The 14,575-nt window shown below is 75.5% G+C and carries 10 protein-coding genes and 2 pseudogenes; 6 read left to right on the forward strand and 6 right to left on the reverse strand.

Annotated elements, in window-relative coordinates:
- Nucleotides 1–31: 31 nt before the first annotated feature.
- From ACLQ20_RS11780 to ACLQ20_RS11790, 3 genes are all read right to left on the reverse strand, one after another.
- Complete coding sequence (locus ACLQ20_RS11780; protein ID WP_358119845.1) at nucleotides 32–592, reverse strand: NADAR family protein; 561 nt, start codon at nucleotides 590–592, stop codon at nucleotides 32–34.
- A 166-nt stretch (nucleotides 593–758) separates the two neighbouring features.
- A complete protein-coding gene (locus tag ACLQ20_RS11785) occupies nucleotides 759–1,400 on the reverse strand; it encodes an SRPBCC family protein (protein WP_425855419.1) in 642 nt (213 codons plus the stop codon).
- The gene (locus tag ACLQ20_RS11790; RefSeq protein WP_132234872.1) at nucleotides 1,397–1,777 is read right to left on the reverse strand and encodes an ArsR/SmtB family transcription factor; all 381 of its coding nucleotides are present in this window, start codon (nucleotides 1,775–1,777) and stop codon (nucleotides 1,397–1,399) included. Before ACLQ20_RS11790 ends, ACLQ20_RS11785 begins: the two co-directional genes overlap by 4 nt.
- 188 nt (nucleotides 1,778–1,965) lie before the next feature.
- On the opposite strand from ACLQ20_RS11790, the gene ACLQ20_RS11795 reads away from it, so the two are divergent.
- Together ACLQ20_RS11795 and fxsT are read left to right on the forward strand one after the other, a co-directional pair.
- On the forward strand, nucleotides 1,966–3,198 hold the full coding sequence (locus ACLQ20_RS11795; protein WP_358119851.1) for a TIR-like protein FxsC: 1,233 nt from the start codon (nucleotides 1,966–1,968) through the stop codon (nucleotides 3,196–3,198).
- 16 nt (nucleotides 3,199–3,214) lie between these two features.
- A complete protein-coding gene (fxsT, locus tag ACLQ20_RS11800; RefSeq protein WP_425855421.1) occupies nucleotides 3,215–7,126 on the forward strand; it encodes an FxSxx-COOH system tetratricopeptide repeat protein in 3,912 nt (1,303 codons plus the stop codon).
- Between the two features lie 106 nt (nucleotides 7,127–7,232).
- Here fxsT and ACLQ20_RS11805 read toward each other — a convergent pair whose 3' ends face one another.
- The 3 genes from ACLQ20_RS11805 to fxsA form a co-directional block, all read right to left on the reverse strand.
- Nucleotides 7,233–8,489, reverse strand: coding sequence for an aKG-HExxH-type peptide beta-hydroxylase (locus ACLQ20_RS11805; protein ID WP_425855423.1), 1,257 nt, complete (start codon nucleotides 8,487–8,489; stop codon nucleotides 7,233–7,235).
- A gap of 669 nt (nucleotides 8,490–9,158) precedes the next feature.
- On the reverse strand, nucleotides 9,159–10,367 hold the full coding sequence (locus ACLQ20_RS11810; protein WP_425855425.1) for an FxsB family cyclophane-forming radical SAM/SPASM peptide maturase: 1,209 nt from the start codon (nucleotides 10,365–10,367) through the stop codon (nucleotides 9,159–9,161).
- 112 nt (nucleotides 10,368–10,479) lie between these two features.
- A complete protein-coding gene (gene fxsA / locus ACLQ20_RS11815) occupies nucleotides 10,480–10,671 on the reverse strand; it encodes an FxSxx-COOH cyclophane-containing RiPP peptide (RefSeq protein WP_425855426.1) in 192 nt (63 codons plus the stop codon).
- 450 nt (nucleotides 10,672–11,121) lie between these two features.
- Here fxsA and ACLQ20_RS11820 point away from each other — a divergent pair, with 450 nt between their 5' ends.
- The 4 genes and pseudogenes from ACLQ20_RS11820 to ACLQ20_RS11835 form a co-directional block, all read left to right on the forward strand.
- A complete protein-coding gene (locus ACLQ20_RS11820) occupies nucleotides 11,122–11,628 on the forward strand; it encodes a hypothetical protein (RefSeq protein WP_327028692.1) in 507 nt (168 codons plus the stop codon).
- Complete coding sequence (locus tag ACLQ20_RS11825) at nucleotides 11,628–13,034, forward strand: hypothetical protein (RefSeq protein WP_425855427.1); 1,407 nt, start codon at nucleotides 11,628–11,630, stop codon at nucleotides 13,032–13,034. The genes ACLQ20_RS11820 and ACLQ20_RS11825 overlap by 1 nt, the downstream gene beginning before the upstream one ends.
- Nucleotides 13,031–13,366 (forward strand): annotated as a pseudogene (locus ACLQ20_RS11830) (VWA containing CoxE family protein); the annotation flags it as partial. The gene ACLQ20_RS11825 and the pseudogene ACLQ20_RS11830, both read left to right, overlap by 4 nt.
- Before the next feature lie 132 nt (nucleotides 13,367–13,498).
- Nucleotides 13,499–14,569, forward strand: a pseudogene (locus ACLQ20_RS11835) (vWA domain-containing protein); the annotation flags it as partial.
- Between the last annotated feature and the right edge of the window lie 6 nt (nucleotides 14,570–14,575).

Raw genomic sequence — 14,575 nt, forward strand, 5'->3', positions numbered from 1 at the left:
GCCCGGGGCGTGCGGCGGCGGCTCCCGGCGGTCACGGGCGGCCCGCGCGAAGTGCGTCCCGGGCCGCCATGAGGGCGAAGCCGAGCAGGTTCGCGCCCTGCCAGCGCGCCGGATCGTCCGCGCGCGGGTCGTCGGCGGCCAGGCCGATGCCCCAGACGCGGTCGACCGGGCTGGCCTCCACGAGCACCCGTTCGCCGGTGCCGAGCAGGTACGCCCGCAGGTCGTCGTGTTGGCCGAACTTCGCGACGCTGCCCGCCACCACGATGTCGTCGCGCCGGGCCTCCCAGGTCGCCTGGTCGAAGCCCCGCACCTCGCGGCCGAGCGACTTGGCGCGTTGGGGGTGCCCGGCCGCCAGGATCCGTTCGGCGACCGCCGCGTCGCCGAACAGCATCGCCTTGTGCCACATCATCCAGTGCTCGGCGGTGGCGTACGTCCGCTCGCCGTCGGTGAACGGGGCCGGCCACCACTGGCTCAGGCAGCCGGGCCCGACGCTGCCGTCACGCTGCGGTCGGTGACCCCAGAAGTGCAGGTAGCGGATCTTCTCGCCGGCGTTGACGGCGGCGACGAGCTCGGTGACGGATCGCGGCGACATGGCGGCGAGTCTGCCCGAGGGGTCCGACGGAACGCGCGCGCTTTTCCGGCCGGCCGCCGGCGCGGGCGTCGGTGCCGCCGCGCCGCGCGGTCGGGTGCGCGGGGCGGGCGGTGCCGCCGCGCCGGGCGGTCGGGTGCACGGGCGGTCGCCGCGCCGGGCGGGGCGGTCAGGCCGGCGGCGCCCCGGTGTAGAAGGCCGTGGTGCGCTCCGCGGCGCCCCGGGCGGCCTCGGCGTCGGTGCCGTCGGCGACGCTCGCCTCGCCCCACCGCTCGCTGCTCGCCGTGACGAACCGCCGGCCCTGCTCGGACACCGACCAGGCCTCGCCCTTCTCCGGCGTGACCCCGCTGCCGTCGGCGGCCAGGTACGACGCCAGGCCGAGCAGCGCCAGGTCCCAGCCGACGCCGACCGCGCCCGGGCCGAACTGGTCCCAGCGCTCCTGGTCGACGTGCGCGACGTGCTCCAGCTCGAACCGGGTCCGGTCGTCCCCGACCGGCGTCAGCCGCACCTCGATCCAGCTCACCTCGCCGCCGAACTCCCAGGTGGCGGCGAAGGCCTTCGGCGGGTCGCAGCGCTCGATCGTGCCGCCGGCGTTGCCCTCCAGCTGGTAGCGGCCGTCCAGCCGCAGGTCACCGGAGATCGGCATGAACCAGCGGGGGATCCGTTCCGCGTTGGTGCAGGCGTCCCAGAGGTCCTCCAGCGGCGCGTCGTACGTCTGGCTGATGGTCATCACCCGGGCCTCGCCGGCCTCCAGCACCCGCCGGCCGAGCTGGCGGCGTACGGCGTTGATCTGCTCGGTCGCGTCGATCATCGGTCTCTCCCGTGGTCGGTCGTGTCGTCTGTCGTGGGCGGCTGCTCGCGCAGCCGCCGTTCGCGCTTGCCTCGGGCCAGCTCGGTGGCGAGGGCGTGCAGGGGCGGCGTCCAGAACCGGCGGAAGTTGTCGAGCCAGCGGTCGACCTCCCGCAGCGGCCGGGGATCGACCGCGTAGAGACGTCGGGTCCCCTCCGCCCGCACGGTGGCGAAGCCGTTGTCCCGCAGCACCTTCAGGTGCTGGGAGACGGCCGGCTGGGAGATCCCGAACTCCCGCCGGATCACGTCGCACAGCCCGCCGGCGGTCGTCTCGCCGTCGGTGAGCAGTTCGAGGATGCGGCGCCGCACCGGGTCACCGAGTACGTCGAAGGCGTGCACGGAACCCTTTATATCAGTCACCCCTTATTTAAGCGACCCATGATGGGTCGGCGTGTCGCCGACGCCGTCGCGGAAGCGTCGGGGATACGACTCTCCACGGGTCGGTGCGAAGATCCGCACGACGCTACCCTGGCATCGACGGACATATACTTTCCGTACGATCGTGGAACCCGTGAGCGGAGGCGGGCGTGCCACTCTTCTTCCTGAGCTACGCCCATGAGGACAACCGCAACGGCCAGGTGCAGGAGTTCTTCGGCGATCTCAGCGAGGCGGTGGCCCGGCTGGCCGGCGTGGGCTGGGACCAGGCGGGATTCGTCGACGGGCAGCTGCCGCTCGGCGCGACCTGGTCGCAGGAGCTGGCCGACGCCCTCGCCACCAGTTCCTGCCTGGTGGCGCTGACCTCCCCCCGCTACGTGGTCAGTGACTACTGCGGGCGCGAGTTCCGGGTCTTCGCCGACCGGGTCGACGCGCACGAGCGGGAGTTCCGTCGCCGTCCCCCCGCCGTGCTGCCGATCCGCTGGATCCCCTGCGACCGCGTGCCCGAGGCGCTGACCGGCTTCCAGCACAAGAACTTCCCGGCCGGCGCCGTGTACGCCCAGGACGGGCTGCTCACCCTCAAGCAGCGCCGCCGGCACCACGACGAATACCAGGACTTCGTCGACGCGCTGGCCAAGCACATCGTGCAGACCGACCGCGACCACCGCCTGCTCCGGCCCGCCCGACGGCCGGTGCTCGCCCAGGTCACCAGCGCCTTCGAGACCACCCGCCGGCGGCCGGCACCCGGGTCGTCCGCCGCCCGGTCGCCCCGCTCGACAAGCGCCCGGCACGTCTGGTTCGTCCTGGCCGCCGGCAGCGCGGCGGAGCTGGCCGGCACCCGCAGCGGGGCGGAGGAGCGCTACGGCGCGCTGGCCCGGGACTGGCGGCCGTACCGCCCCGAGCTGGAGGCGCCGATCGGTAGCTACGCCGGGGCGGTCGCCACCACCAAGAGCTACGGCTGGACGGTCGAGGACGCCGTCGACCTCGCCGAGGTGCGGGAGTGGGCCCGGGCGCACAACCAGATCGTCGTGCTCGTCGTGGACGTCTGGTCGGCCGGCCTGCCGCGCTACGAGCTGAGCCTCGTCGGCTACGACCGCGACCCCGACACCACCACCCCGGTGCTGGTGCCCTGGACGGCCGCCGACGACGCGGCGGCCGACGGCAACCAGCGGCTGTGGGAGACCCTGGCGCGCGTCCTGTCGCACCACGTGGTGCGCAACGATCCCGCGATGTGGCGACCGGAGATCGCCACCGCCGGCCGCTTCCACGCCGAGCTGGAGGACGCGCTGGTCGTGGCCCAGAGCCGCATCTACCGTACGGGCACGGTCTACCAGGAGCCGCCGTCGGACGGCCCGGTGCACCGCCCGATCCTCGAAGGTCCCTGATGGAGGCGGGCAGCCGATGGTGGTGAACGACGCGGCACGCGGGCAGATCGTCACGTTCTACTCGTACAAGGGCGGCACGGGACGCACGATGGCGCTGGCCAACGTGGCCTGGATCCTGGCCAGCCAGGGGCTCCAGGTGCTCGTGGTGGACTGGGACCTGGAGTCGCCCGGCCTGCACCGCTACTTCCATCCGTTCCTGCGCGACTCCGAGTTGCGCGCCACCCCCGGGGTCATCGAGATGATCTGGGATTACTCGATGGCCACGATGCAGCGCAATCCCGGCGACGACCCGCAGGAACTGCTCGCCGGGCACGCCAAGATCCAGCGGCGGGCGGTCTCGCTGAACTGGGAGTTCCCGCACGGCGGCGTGATCGACTTCGTGGCGGCCGGCCAGCAGGACTCGGCGTACTCGCGGTTGGTGAGCACCTTCGACTGGTCGAACTTCTACGAACGCCAGGGCGGGGCGGCCTTCTTCGACGCGGTCCGCGCGCAGATGCGCGCCGAGTACGACATCGTGCTGATCGACAGCCGTACGGGCCTGAGCGACGTCGCCGGCATCTGCACCGTGCAACTGCCCGACACCGTCGTCAACTGCTTCACCATGTCGACGCAGAGCATCCGGGGCGCGTCGGCCGTGGCCCGCTCGATCCGCGCCCAGCGCCCGGACGACCCGCCGCTGCTGGTGCCCGTGCCGACCCGGGTGGAGGACGCCGAGCTGCGCAAGCTGGAGACCGGCCGGGACCTGGTCCGGGCCGAGTTCGCGTCGTTCCTCGACCACCTCTCCGACGCCGCGCGGGCCCGCTACTGGAACACCATCGAGGTGCCCTACCGCGCGTTCTACGCCTACGAGGAGATCCTCGCCGCGTTCGGCGACCGTCCGGAGCAGGCGGGCACCCTGCTGGCGGCGTACGAGCAGCTCGCGTCGGTGGTGACCGGTGGCCGGGTCACCCGGCTGGAGCCGATGCCGGAGGAGGAACGGCGCCGCTCGCTGACCGCGTTCGAGCGGTCCCGGCTCACCGCCGAGCAGACCGTGCTGGTCGGCTACGCCTCGATGGACCGGCTCTGGGCGGAGTGGATCAGCGACCAGCTCGAGGAGGCCGGGCTGCGGGTGGACCGCCGCGCGGTCGACGTGCCGGTCCGCGCGGGTGGCCGCACCGAGTTCGACCGGGCGCTCGCCGCCGCCAGCCGGGTGCTGGTCGTGCTGACCCGGCACTTCGCGGCCACGCCGCTGGCGGGGGAGGCGTGGAAGGCCGCCGCCAGCCGGGACCAGGTCGCCGGCACCGGCGTGCTGGTGCCGCTGCGGGTCGACGAGTCCCGCCTCGCCCTGCCCTACACCGACCGCACCCCGGTCGACCTCAGCGACGTCGACGCCGGCACCGCCCGGACCCTGCTGCTCGAGGAGGTGGGCGCACCCGCGCACACGGTGACCGGGCGGGCGGTCGGCCGGTTCCCCGGCACGTTCCCGGCGGTGTGGAACGTGCGCCAGCACGGCACCACCTTCGTCGGCCGGGCGGCGCAGCTGGAGGCGCTGCGCGACCGGCTGACCGCCTCGCCCGCCTCCGGCGTGCAGGTGATCCACGGCCTCGGCGGGGTCGGCAAGACCCAGCTCGCCGCCGAGTACGCGCTCCGCTTCGCCCGCGACTACGACGTGGTCTGGTGGATCCCCGCCGACAGCGAGGAACGGATCCGGGGCGGGCTGGCCGACCTCGCCGAGGCGATGGGGCTCGGCGCGGGCGGCGGTGGCGAGGCGGTCCGGCGGGTGCTCGACGCGCTGCGCCGGGGCGGCCCCGGCCGGCGCTGGCTGATCATCATGGACAACGCCGACGAGCCGTCACGGGCCACCCGGGCGCTGCTGCCGCAGGGCCCCGGGCACGTCCTGCTCACCACGCGCGACCAGACCTGGAGCGAGTACGCGGGCGCCACCGAGCTGACCGTCTTCGACCGGCTGGAGAGCGTCCAGCTGCTGCGCGACCGCGTCCGCGGCCTCACCGAGGAGGAGGCGACCCAGGTCGCGGAGAAGCTCGGCGACCTGCCGCTGGCGGTGGAACAGGGCGCGGCCTACCTGCGGGCCACGGCGCTGCCGGTGCAGCAGTACCTCGCCTCGCTGGACACCCCCGGCCTGCTGCGCATCCTGGAGGGCCGGCAGTCGGCCGGATACTCCAAGACGCTCGCCGCGACCTGGCTGGTGACCCTGCGCCAGCTGCGGCAGGAGAAGCCCGCCGCCGCGCGCCTGCTGGAGCTGTGCTCGTACTACGCGCCGGAGCCGATCCCGGTCGCGATGCTCACCGGCGAGCGGTTCGCCGTCTTCATGGCCCCGTTCGACCCCACCCTCACCGACCCGATCCTGCAGGGGCTGGTCACCGCCGAACTGGGCCGCTACGGCCTCGCCCAGGTCGACGCGGAGAACAACACCGTGCGCATCCACCGGCTGGTGCAGCTCGTCATCAAGGACCAGCTCGACGACCCCGCCGAGACCCGCCGCGAGGCCCAGTCGCTGCTCGCCGCCGCCAGCCCCCGCGACCCGGACAAGCCGGCCAACTGGCCGCGCTACGCCGAGCTGTGGCCGCACGTACGTCCCTCGGCGCTGCACGAGTCGACGGCCGAGGAGGCCCGCCAGCTCGTCGCCGACACGGTGCGTTACCTCTACCGGCGCGGGGACTACGAGTCCGCGCGCTCGCTGGCCGAGGACGCGTTGGACCGCTGGCGCGACACCGACGACGACGACCCCACCAAGCTGCGGATGCGGTTCCACCTGGCCAACGTGCTGCGCGCGCAGAGCCTCTTCGACCGGGCCTTCGAGATCGACCAGGACGTCTACGACCGGCAGCGGCGGATCTTCGGCGAGCACCACCTCTACACCCTGATGACGGCCCGCAGCCTCGGGGCCGACCTGCGCGCCCAGGGCCGCTACCACGACGCCGAGCAGCGCGACCGGCGCACCCTGGAGCTGAGCGTCCGCAGCTTCGGCGAGGACAGCGGCCGTACGCTGACCGCCGAGAACAACCTCGCCGTCTCGCTGCGGCTCGTCGGCCACTTCCGGGAGGCGGCCCAGCTCGACCAGCACATCTACGAGCGGCGCCGGGAACGCTTCGGCGACGAGGACCCGTCCACCCTCGCCTCCGCCAGCAACTACGGCCGAGGGCTGCGCGACACCGGGGAGCTGTGGCGCTCGCACAGCGTCCTGCAACGCACCTCCGTCAACCAGCAGAAGATCATCGGCCCCGACCACCCGGAGACCCTGCGTACCGCCAAGGAGCTGGCGCTGACCCTGCGCCAGCTCGGCCGCTTCGCCGACGCGCACCGGGTGCTGGAACGCACGGTGGTGCGCTACCAGCGCACCCTCGGCGGCGAGCACGCCGACACCCTCTCCTGCGAGATGGCGCTGGCGACCACCTGGTCGGCGGTGGGCGACAACCCGACCGCGCTGCGGATGGCGCGGCGGCTGCGCGACGCGTACACCGAGGTCCTCGGCGCCGACCACGCCATCACCCTGGCCTGCCTCAACAACCTCGGCGTGTTCCTGCGCAAGGGCGGCGAACACCCCCAGGCGCTCGACCTCGCCCAGCGGGTCCGCGACCAGCTTCTCGCCAGCCTCGGCGAGCGGCACCCGCACACCCTGCTCGCCACGCTCAACCTCGCCAACGACCTGTTCGCGCTCGGCGAGCGCGACGCCGCCCTGCTGCTGGACACCACCGCGTACGTCGAGCTGATCCGGGCCCTCGGCGCCGAGCACCCGGACAGCGTCTCGGCGGCGCTCAACCTCGCGGTCAGCAGGATCGCCACCGAGAGCGAGGCCGACGCCGGTCGCGCCCTCTACGACGACGCGTTCGGCCAGCTGGTGCAGCTGTTCGGCGGCGACAACCCGCGGGTGGTCCAGGCCCGTCAGCGCGACCGGTTCAACGGCTACATCGAGCCCGCCCTGCTCTGAGCGCCCGCCCTGCTCTGAGCGCCCGCCTGCTCTGAGCGCCCGGGCTGCTCCGAGCGCCCGGGCTGGTCCGAGCGCCCGCCCTGCGCCGGGCCCGGCCGGCGGCGCGCTAGTCGGGGCCGTCGGCCAGCCAGGTCGCGACCGCCAGCGGGTCGGCGCCGGGCAGCCGCCGGCACAGCGCCCGGACCAGGTCGGGGCGGGTGGTCAGCACCCGCGCGGCGGCGGTACGCCCCAGCCGCCCGGCGGCCAGCGCGACCCCGACCAGCGCGTCGGCGTCCCCGGGGTCCCCGGCGAGCCGGCGGCGGTATCCCGCCAGGGCGCCGCCGGCGTCCCCCGCCGCGTACGCCCGGTCGGCGTGGTCCACCCGCCCCGTCGCGTCCGCCTCGCCGCTGCCCGTACCGCTGTGCTCCGTCGTCGCCAGCAGCCGCCGCCGCACCGCCGCCTCCGCGCCGGTGTCGCCGGTCGACGCGGGCCGGGCCGGGCCGGGCACGACGGCGGGTGCGGCGATCGGCGGCGGGCGCCGACCCCGCCGCCACGCGTACGCCACCTCCGCCACGCCGTCGTCGTCGGGGACCAGGTTGGCCAGCGCCCAGCGCACCGCCCCGCCGTCCGCGACGTCGCGCGCCGCCGCCTCGACCCGCGCGTCGCCGGTGGGCTGCCAGCCGCGCAGGGTGCCGGCCATCCCCGCCACGAAGGCCCGCCCGTCGTCGGTCAGCTCCGCGCTGCCGGCGAGCTGCGCGACGGCCCGCGCGGTCTGCACCCGCCAGTACGCGTACTCGAACGCGCAGCGGACGTCCTCGTGTCGTCGGCAGCGCCACACCTCGGCCACCCCGAGGTGGGCGTACGCGCCCTGCAACAGCGCGCCGACGGGGCGGGGGTCTGACCGCCACGGCGCCCGGTAGCGGGCCAGGCCGCCCGGCGAGTGCAGCGGCAGCAGATCCAGCAGCGCGCCCAGCTTGGTGTGCTGCAACTCGTGCACCAGCAGCAGCGCGAGCGTCTGCGGGTCGGCCGGCACGGAGAGCGCGATCGCACCCAGTGCGGCCCGGCTGGTGGCGCTGACCGGGTGCCCGGACGGCGGCGGCGTGAGCGGCACCAGCGTACGCAGCAGCGTGGCCAGCCCCCGGGCGTGCGCAGGCAGCCGTTCGGTCAGCCAGTGCCACGCCTGCCCGGCCAGCCGGTCGAGCCGCTCCGCCGTGGCGTCGTCCAGGCGGCTCGTCGGCGGCCGGTGGTAGCGGCTCCGGTGCGGATCCTGGTCGTCGACGAGCACCTCGGTCGGGGGCGCGTCGGGGCCCGGGGTGAGCCGGCGGCTCGGCAGCCACTGGCGTGCCGGGGCGTGCCCGTCGCCCGACCCGTCGGTGGCGTGCACGGCACCAACCGGCCCGTGCACCGACAACCCCGGCGGCGGGCGCCCGGCCCCCGGGGGACCGGGGGAGTAGGGCCGTCCCCGGGCCCCGACGAACCCGGGGACGGCGCCCCCGCCGACCGCGCCGCGCCCCCGGGGGGCCCGTCGCCCCACCGGCGGGGGGGGTGCAGGGCCCAACCGGGCCCGGGCCCCGACACCCCGGGGGGGGGTCGCCCGTCGCCGCTCGACCGGGGGTCGTAGCGCCGTCCCGTGCCGCGGACGAGCGCGGTGCCGGCGCCGAGCCCGACCGCGCCGCCCACCGTGGGCAGCAGCAGCGCACCCTGCGGGCAGGGCACGGCGAGCGTGAAGGCAAGGCCCGCGCGCAGGGCGGCGGCCCCCGCCAGCCCGGCCAGGTAGGCCGCGTCGGGGCGTCCGTGCAGGGCGTCCGTGGCCCAGCCGGTGACCGGCGGGTGGGCCAGGACGTGGGCGACGGCCGCCGGATCCGCCCGCTCGGCGAGGGTGAGCAGGGCGAGGCACTGCGCGGCCGGCGAACCGGTCCCGCCCGCGCGGGCGGCGGCGACGGTCAGCAGCCGCCGCCGCCCGAGCTGACCGGCGCGCAGCACCTCGAGCGTGGCGTCGTCGCCGTGCCCCGCGGCGAGGCCGGCGAGCTGGGCGGGGGAGAGCACCACCGACTCACCGCCCCAGGGCAGGCCGCCGGGCCGGGGCGTCGGGCGGAGCGGCCAGGGCGCGGCGGCGCAGGGCGTCGACGTCCGCGGCCACCACCCGTCGTACGTGGTCGATCAGCCGGTAGAGGTCGGGGCAGTAGACCGACGGGTGCGCGAATCCGGCGCCGGCGCGGAAGCGGTGCGCGTACAGGCCGCCACCGCAGGCGCTGAGCACCGGGCAGGCCCGGCAGGCGGCGGCCAGGGCGGCCGGACCGGTCGGCCGGCCCGCCAGCGACGGGTGCCGCAGCGCCTCGTCGAAGGAGTGACGGAAGACGTCGAGGCCGGTACGCATCGACGCGTCGTCGGTCGTCTTCAGGGTGTCGGTGCCCTCGATGGTGCCGTCGGTCTCGATCGTCATGACGTCCGGCTCGGCGAAGCCCACCGCCCGGGTGCCGCTGCGGCCGCCGAGCACCAGCGCGATCAGCGACTCGAACAACCGGATCCCGGTGCGGCGGGGCGTCGTGGCGTACCAGCGGTCGAAGACGGCCACCAGCCAGTCGCCGTACGGGGTGTCGGTGCCGCCCGGCCGGCGCCCGGGCGGGGGAGTGCTCCAGTTGCCGTGCGGCAGCAGCAGGTCCAGGCGGGGCGGGTCGAACGCGAGCAGCGACTCGTAGACGCCCACCGGGTCGTTGGCCAGGTCGACCGTGCAGAGCAGTCCCGCCCAGCGAGACCGGTGCCGTGGGCGGCCGAGCAGCCGCAGCGCGGCGGCCACGTCGGCGAAACTGCCCCGTCCGTCGGGGTAGCGGCGGTGCAGGTCGTTGGCGGCCCGGCCGCCGTCGAGGCTCACCCCGACGTCGATGTCGTGGCGGTGGCACAGCGCCAGGAACTCCTCGTCCAGCAGCACGCCGTTGGTCTGCACGCCGACGTCGAGCGCCGCGCCGGGGGGCAGTGCCGCCCGCAGGGTGCGTACGGTCCGGTCGAGGGTCGCCGGACCGGCCAGCAGCGGCTCGCCGCCGTGCAGCACGACGCGTACCCGGTCGGGGCCGTGCCGTGCCAGGTGCTCGCCGAGGCGCCGCGCGACCTGGGCCACGGTGCCCGGCGCGATCACCCGGGGCCGCTCCCGCCACCGCTGGTCGGCGCTGCGGTAGACGTAGCAGTGGTCGCACGCCAGGTTGCAGCGGCTGTGCACCTTGAGCACGAGCTGCCGGACCCGGGCCGGCGGCGCCGCGCCGGCCACCGGGGCGGACCCGCAGGACCCCGCCGCCGGGCCCAAAAGGTCGTGCCCGGTCGGCGGACGGGCGTGGTCAGGGTGGGGTGGGGCGGCCGACGTCGGGGCGTCGGCGGACACGTCAGAAGCTCGACTCGAACGCCGACACGTCGAGCTGCCGGCCCGGCTCGTCGCCGGCCACGAGCGTGGCCAGCACGTGGGCCAGCACGCCGTCGCCGGCGCCGGCGAGGAGGTCGGCCAGCGGTACGTCCCCCAGCCGCACCAGGGCGACCCCCGCGTCCACCGACGGTGGCGGCAGCTCGGTCTCAGCCACGGTGGACCGTCCGGCGACCGTGTGTCCTGCCGCGCGTCATCGCTGCGCTCACCCCGCCTTTTCTACACCATCGGGTGCCTGCCCCGACGGCCCGACACCGCGCCCCGGGGCGCGCGTCGGCGGCACCCCGACGGCCCCGGCCGACCGACTGGCCGCCGGTGTGTCCGGCGACGGGGACGCGTCCGGCGGCGCGCGGTGACAGGTGGTGGATCCGGGTGGCACCGGCACTGCCCGGGACCGCGATGACCGGTGACATCCCGCCTCCCGTCGGCGTCGGTGTCCGAAGCATAGGGGCGCGGCGGCCTCCGCAGCGACCACCGTCCGTAAACCCGACTCAGGGTCTGTCGTACCCGTGGTCCATGATCCTTGTCGTCACAGCGACGCCGGCGACCCCTCCGGCGTGCGGATGGTCATGGGCGGCGCCGGGAGCGGCGGACGGGAGGTCGGACAGTGGCTGACGCGGAACGGACCGCGTGGCGACGGCGCAGCACGGTGCGGGTGGTGCCGCCCGCGCGGCCCCGCAAGCTGGCCAAGGTGCCCTACCTGGAGCTGGCCGACGGGCGGTTGCAGGGCGTGGTCTCCAGCGGGTCGGACGTCGACCGGGTCTACGTCTCGTCGATCGCCTCCGGCACCCACGCCTACCACTGCAGCACCAACAACAACCGCCCCTGCGGCGGGCTGCGCGGCGTGCCGTGCAAGCACCTGCACGCCCTGGCCGACGAGGCACTGCTCCAGTACGGCGCCGACCGGGTCGCCCGCTACCTGCGGGTCGACGTCGGCGCGGGGGTGGACACGGCCCGGGAGCTGCTGGCCGCCCTCGACGGGCGGCACGAGCCGACCCCCGCCGCCGTCGTGTTCAGTCGCTTCCTGCGCCACTTGTCCTACCTGGAGCTGCCCGGCAGCGCGGTCCCGCTGCCCGAGCTGCACTGGTTCCCGGCCACCGGGGCGGGCCGCTGATGCTCGGCACGCAGCTCGCCGTCCTGCGCGACGGCGCCCCGACCGGCCTGACCGACGCCCTCGACCTGGTCGCCGGCCTCGACGACGCCCTGCTGCGCGGCCTCGCCCGCGTGGGTGAGGCCGACGCCGCCGCGCTGGCAGCCCTGGCCGGCGCGCTGACCGCAACCCCGCTCGGCGACCGGCTCGCCGAGGCGGTGGCCAAGGTGACCGCCGGCTCGGTGGCCGAGGAACACCTGCTCGCCCTCGCCGGCGCCCGGTGCGCGCTGCTCGGCGCCGCCCACGACGCGCTGCTCGGGCAGCTCGACACCGCGCTGGGTCGGGCCCGCGCCTCCTGGGCTCCCGGCCCGGTCGAGGCCCCGGGCACCGGGTCCGGGGCCCGCGTCGGCGCCCGCGCCTGGCTGCACGAGGTGGCGGTGACCGGGTGGGGCGGCGTCGACCACGAGCTGGTGGCCGCCGCGGGGGCGCCGGTCGAGGCCGCCCTCGCCGAGCCCGGCCTGCGCAGGCTGGCGGTGCTGCTCGACGGGCTCGCCGCCGAGCTGCGCGCCTGCGTGCCGGTCGCCACGATGGCGCAGCCGCCGCTGCGGCGCTGGGCCGACCTCTGGGCCCGGGGCGTGCTGCTCGCCCAGGACCCGGCGGCTGCGTCCGTCCCGTCCGCCGTCGAGGAGGTCTCCGGGCGGCTGCTCGTGCTCGGCGTCGACGTGCACGAGCACGACACCGCCGTGCAGGCGCAGGTGCACGCGATCCTCGAACCGGCAGACGGCGGGCCGCCGCGGCTGGTCCGCTGCGCGGTCGGCGCGGTCAAGGTGGAGACGATCGTCGGGCCCGCGCTGTGGCGGCTGCTGGACGCCCATCCCGTGCTGCTGGCCGCGCTGGCCGAGCGGCGCAGCCTCACGGTCACCGGTCTGCCGCTGCACGGGGCGGACCTGCTCTGGCACGACGACCGGGTGCGACCCGGCGAGCCGGCCGACCCGTTCGCCACCGCCCGGGTCCTGTTGCCGACGGCCGTCGCGGCAGCACCGGCGCCCCTGGAGCGGCACCCCGTCGGGATCGCCGAGCCCGTGCTGGTGGAGGGCTACACCGTGGGTGACGACGACGGCACGACGACCTTCGACATCGGCGGCCAGCCGATCGCCGTCGCCGTCGACCGGCTGCCGTCCTGCGGACCGCTCACCCCCGAGCTGGTGGCCGCCTCGTCCGCGTGCCTCGGCCTGATCCGGTGGGACGACGGGCGGTGGTCGCTGCAACCCCTGGCGGTGCAAGCCACCGTCAAACGCCAGCCGGTCGAGGCGCACACCGGCGACTGGGCGGGCGGGGTCACCGACCCGAAGATCGCCAAGGCCGAGGCCAAGGCGGGCGACGCCGTGGCGGTGCTGCGCGAGCGCGCGGGACGGTTGCTGCGCCGATGAACGACTCCCCGACCCCCGCGGACCTCGCCGACTCCAACCGGCGCCAGGTGCTCTACTGGCGGCTGCTGGCCCGGCTCTTCGACCCCGACGAGCAGCCCACCCTGGAGTCGGCCAGCATGGCGGTCGTCAAGGACCTCGGGCTGCCGGCCGCCCTGCTGGATCCGGCGGTGTCGGTGGACACCGTCGTCCAGCGCTTCCCGGCCGTCGCCGACGAGCTGCGCGGCCTGCTCACCCCGACGCCCGACGCCCCTGCGGCCGCCGACCTTCCCGACACGCCGGCTGGCGGCCTGCCCGCCGAGCCGGCTTCCGGGGCCGCCGCGTCGGCTCCCGAGCCGCCCGACGGGCCCGCGCCCGGCGTCACCAGCACTGCGGCGTCCGGCGAGGCCGACACGCCGGACGCCGACCCTGCCACCGAGCCTGCCGTCGAGGCGGGTGGCGACGGGCCGCCGGGTGCGCCGGGTGCGCCCGGCGCCGCCGAGGTACGCCGCGCCGCGCTGGTGTCGAAGCTGCTGCTCAACGTGTTCGCCACCGGCCACGGGGCGGTCGACGCCGGCCAGTTGGCCCGGTGGCAGTCCGACGCCGGCTGGTTCGAGCAGGCCCTCGGGATGGAGCCCGGCGGGCTGCGCCGACAGGGCGGCGGCGACGGTCTCGGCGGGGTGCTGGCCGGCATCGAGGGCGACCTCGTCCGCCGGATGCACCTGCGGGAGGTGTTGGCCGACCCGGTGCTGGCCAGCCGGCTGACGCCCAGCATGTCGCTGATCGAGCAGCTGCTGCGGGACAAGGCCAACCTCTCCGGGGTGGCCCTGGCCAACGCCAAGGCGCTCATCCGCCGGTTCGTCGACGAGGTCGCCGAGGTGCTGCGTACCCAGGTCGCGCAGACCAGCGTCGGCGTCGTCGACCGGTCCGTGCCGCCGAAGCGGGTCTACCGCAACCTCGACCTCGACCGCACCATCTGGCAGAACCTGACCAACTGGAGCCCGGAGGACGAGCGCCTCTACGTCGACCGGCTCTACTACCGGCAGACGGCCCGCCGGGTCACGCCGGCCCGGCTGATCGTGGTGGTGGACCAGTCGGGCTCGATGGTCGACTCGATGGTCAACTGCACGATCCTCGCGTCGATCTTCGCCGGCCTGCCCAAGGTGGACGTGCACCTGATCGCGTACGACACGCGGGCGCTCGACCTCACGCCGTGGGTGCACGACCCGTTCGAGGTGCTGCTGCGCACCAAGCTGGGCGGCGGCAACGACGGCCCGGTCGCGATGGCGCTGGCCCGCCCCAAGATCGTCGAGCCGAAGAACACGGTCATGGTGTGGATCTCGGACTTCTACGAGTTCAACCGCTCCCAGCCGCTGTTCGACGGCATCGAGGCGGTGCACCGCTCCGGGGTGCGGTTCATCCCGGTCGGCTCGGTCAACAGCTCGGGCCAGCAGAGCGTCAACCCCTGGTTCCGGCAACGCTTCAAGGACCTGGGCACGCCGGTCATCTCCGGTCACATCCGCAAACTCGTCTTCGAGCTCAAGAGCTTCCTCACCTAGGAGAAC

The sequence above is a fragment of the Micromonospora sp. DT46 genome, from assembly GCF_049841735.1.
Taxonomy (GTDB): domain Bacteria; phylum Actinomycetota; class Actinomycetes; order Mycobacteriales; family Micromonosporaceae; genus Micromonospora; species Micromonospora reichwaldensis.

What these genes read in the sequence shown, in the direction of transcription:
- ACLQ20_RS11780 (WP_358119845.1), bottom strand. Translation starts at nt 592, where the DNA reads ATGTCGCCGCGATCCGTCACCGAGCTCGTCGCCGCCGTCAACGCCGGC.
- ACLQ20_RS11785 (WP_425855419.1), bottom strand. Translation starts at nt 1,400, where the DNA reads ATGATCGACGCGACCGAGCAGATCAACGCCGTACGCCGCCAGCTCGGC.
- fxsT (WP_425855421.1), top strand. Translation starts at nt 3,215, where the DNA reads ATGGTGGTGAACGACGCGGCACGCGGGCAGATCGTCACGTTCTACTCG.
- ACLQ20_RS11825 (WP_425855427.1), top strand. Translation starts at nt 11,628, where the DNA reads ATGCTCGGCACGCAGCTCGCCGTCCTGCGCGACGGCGCCCCGACCGGC.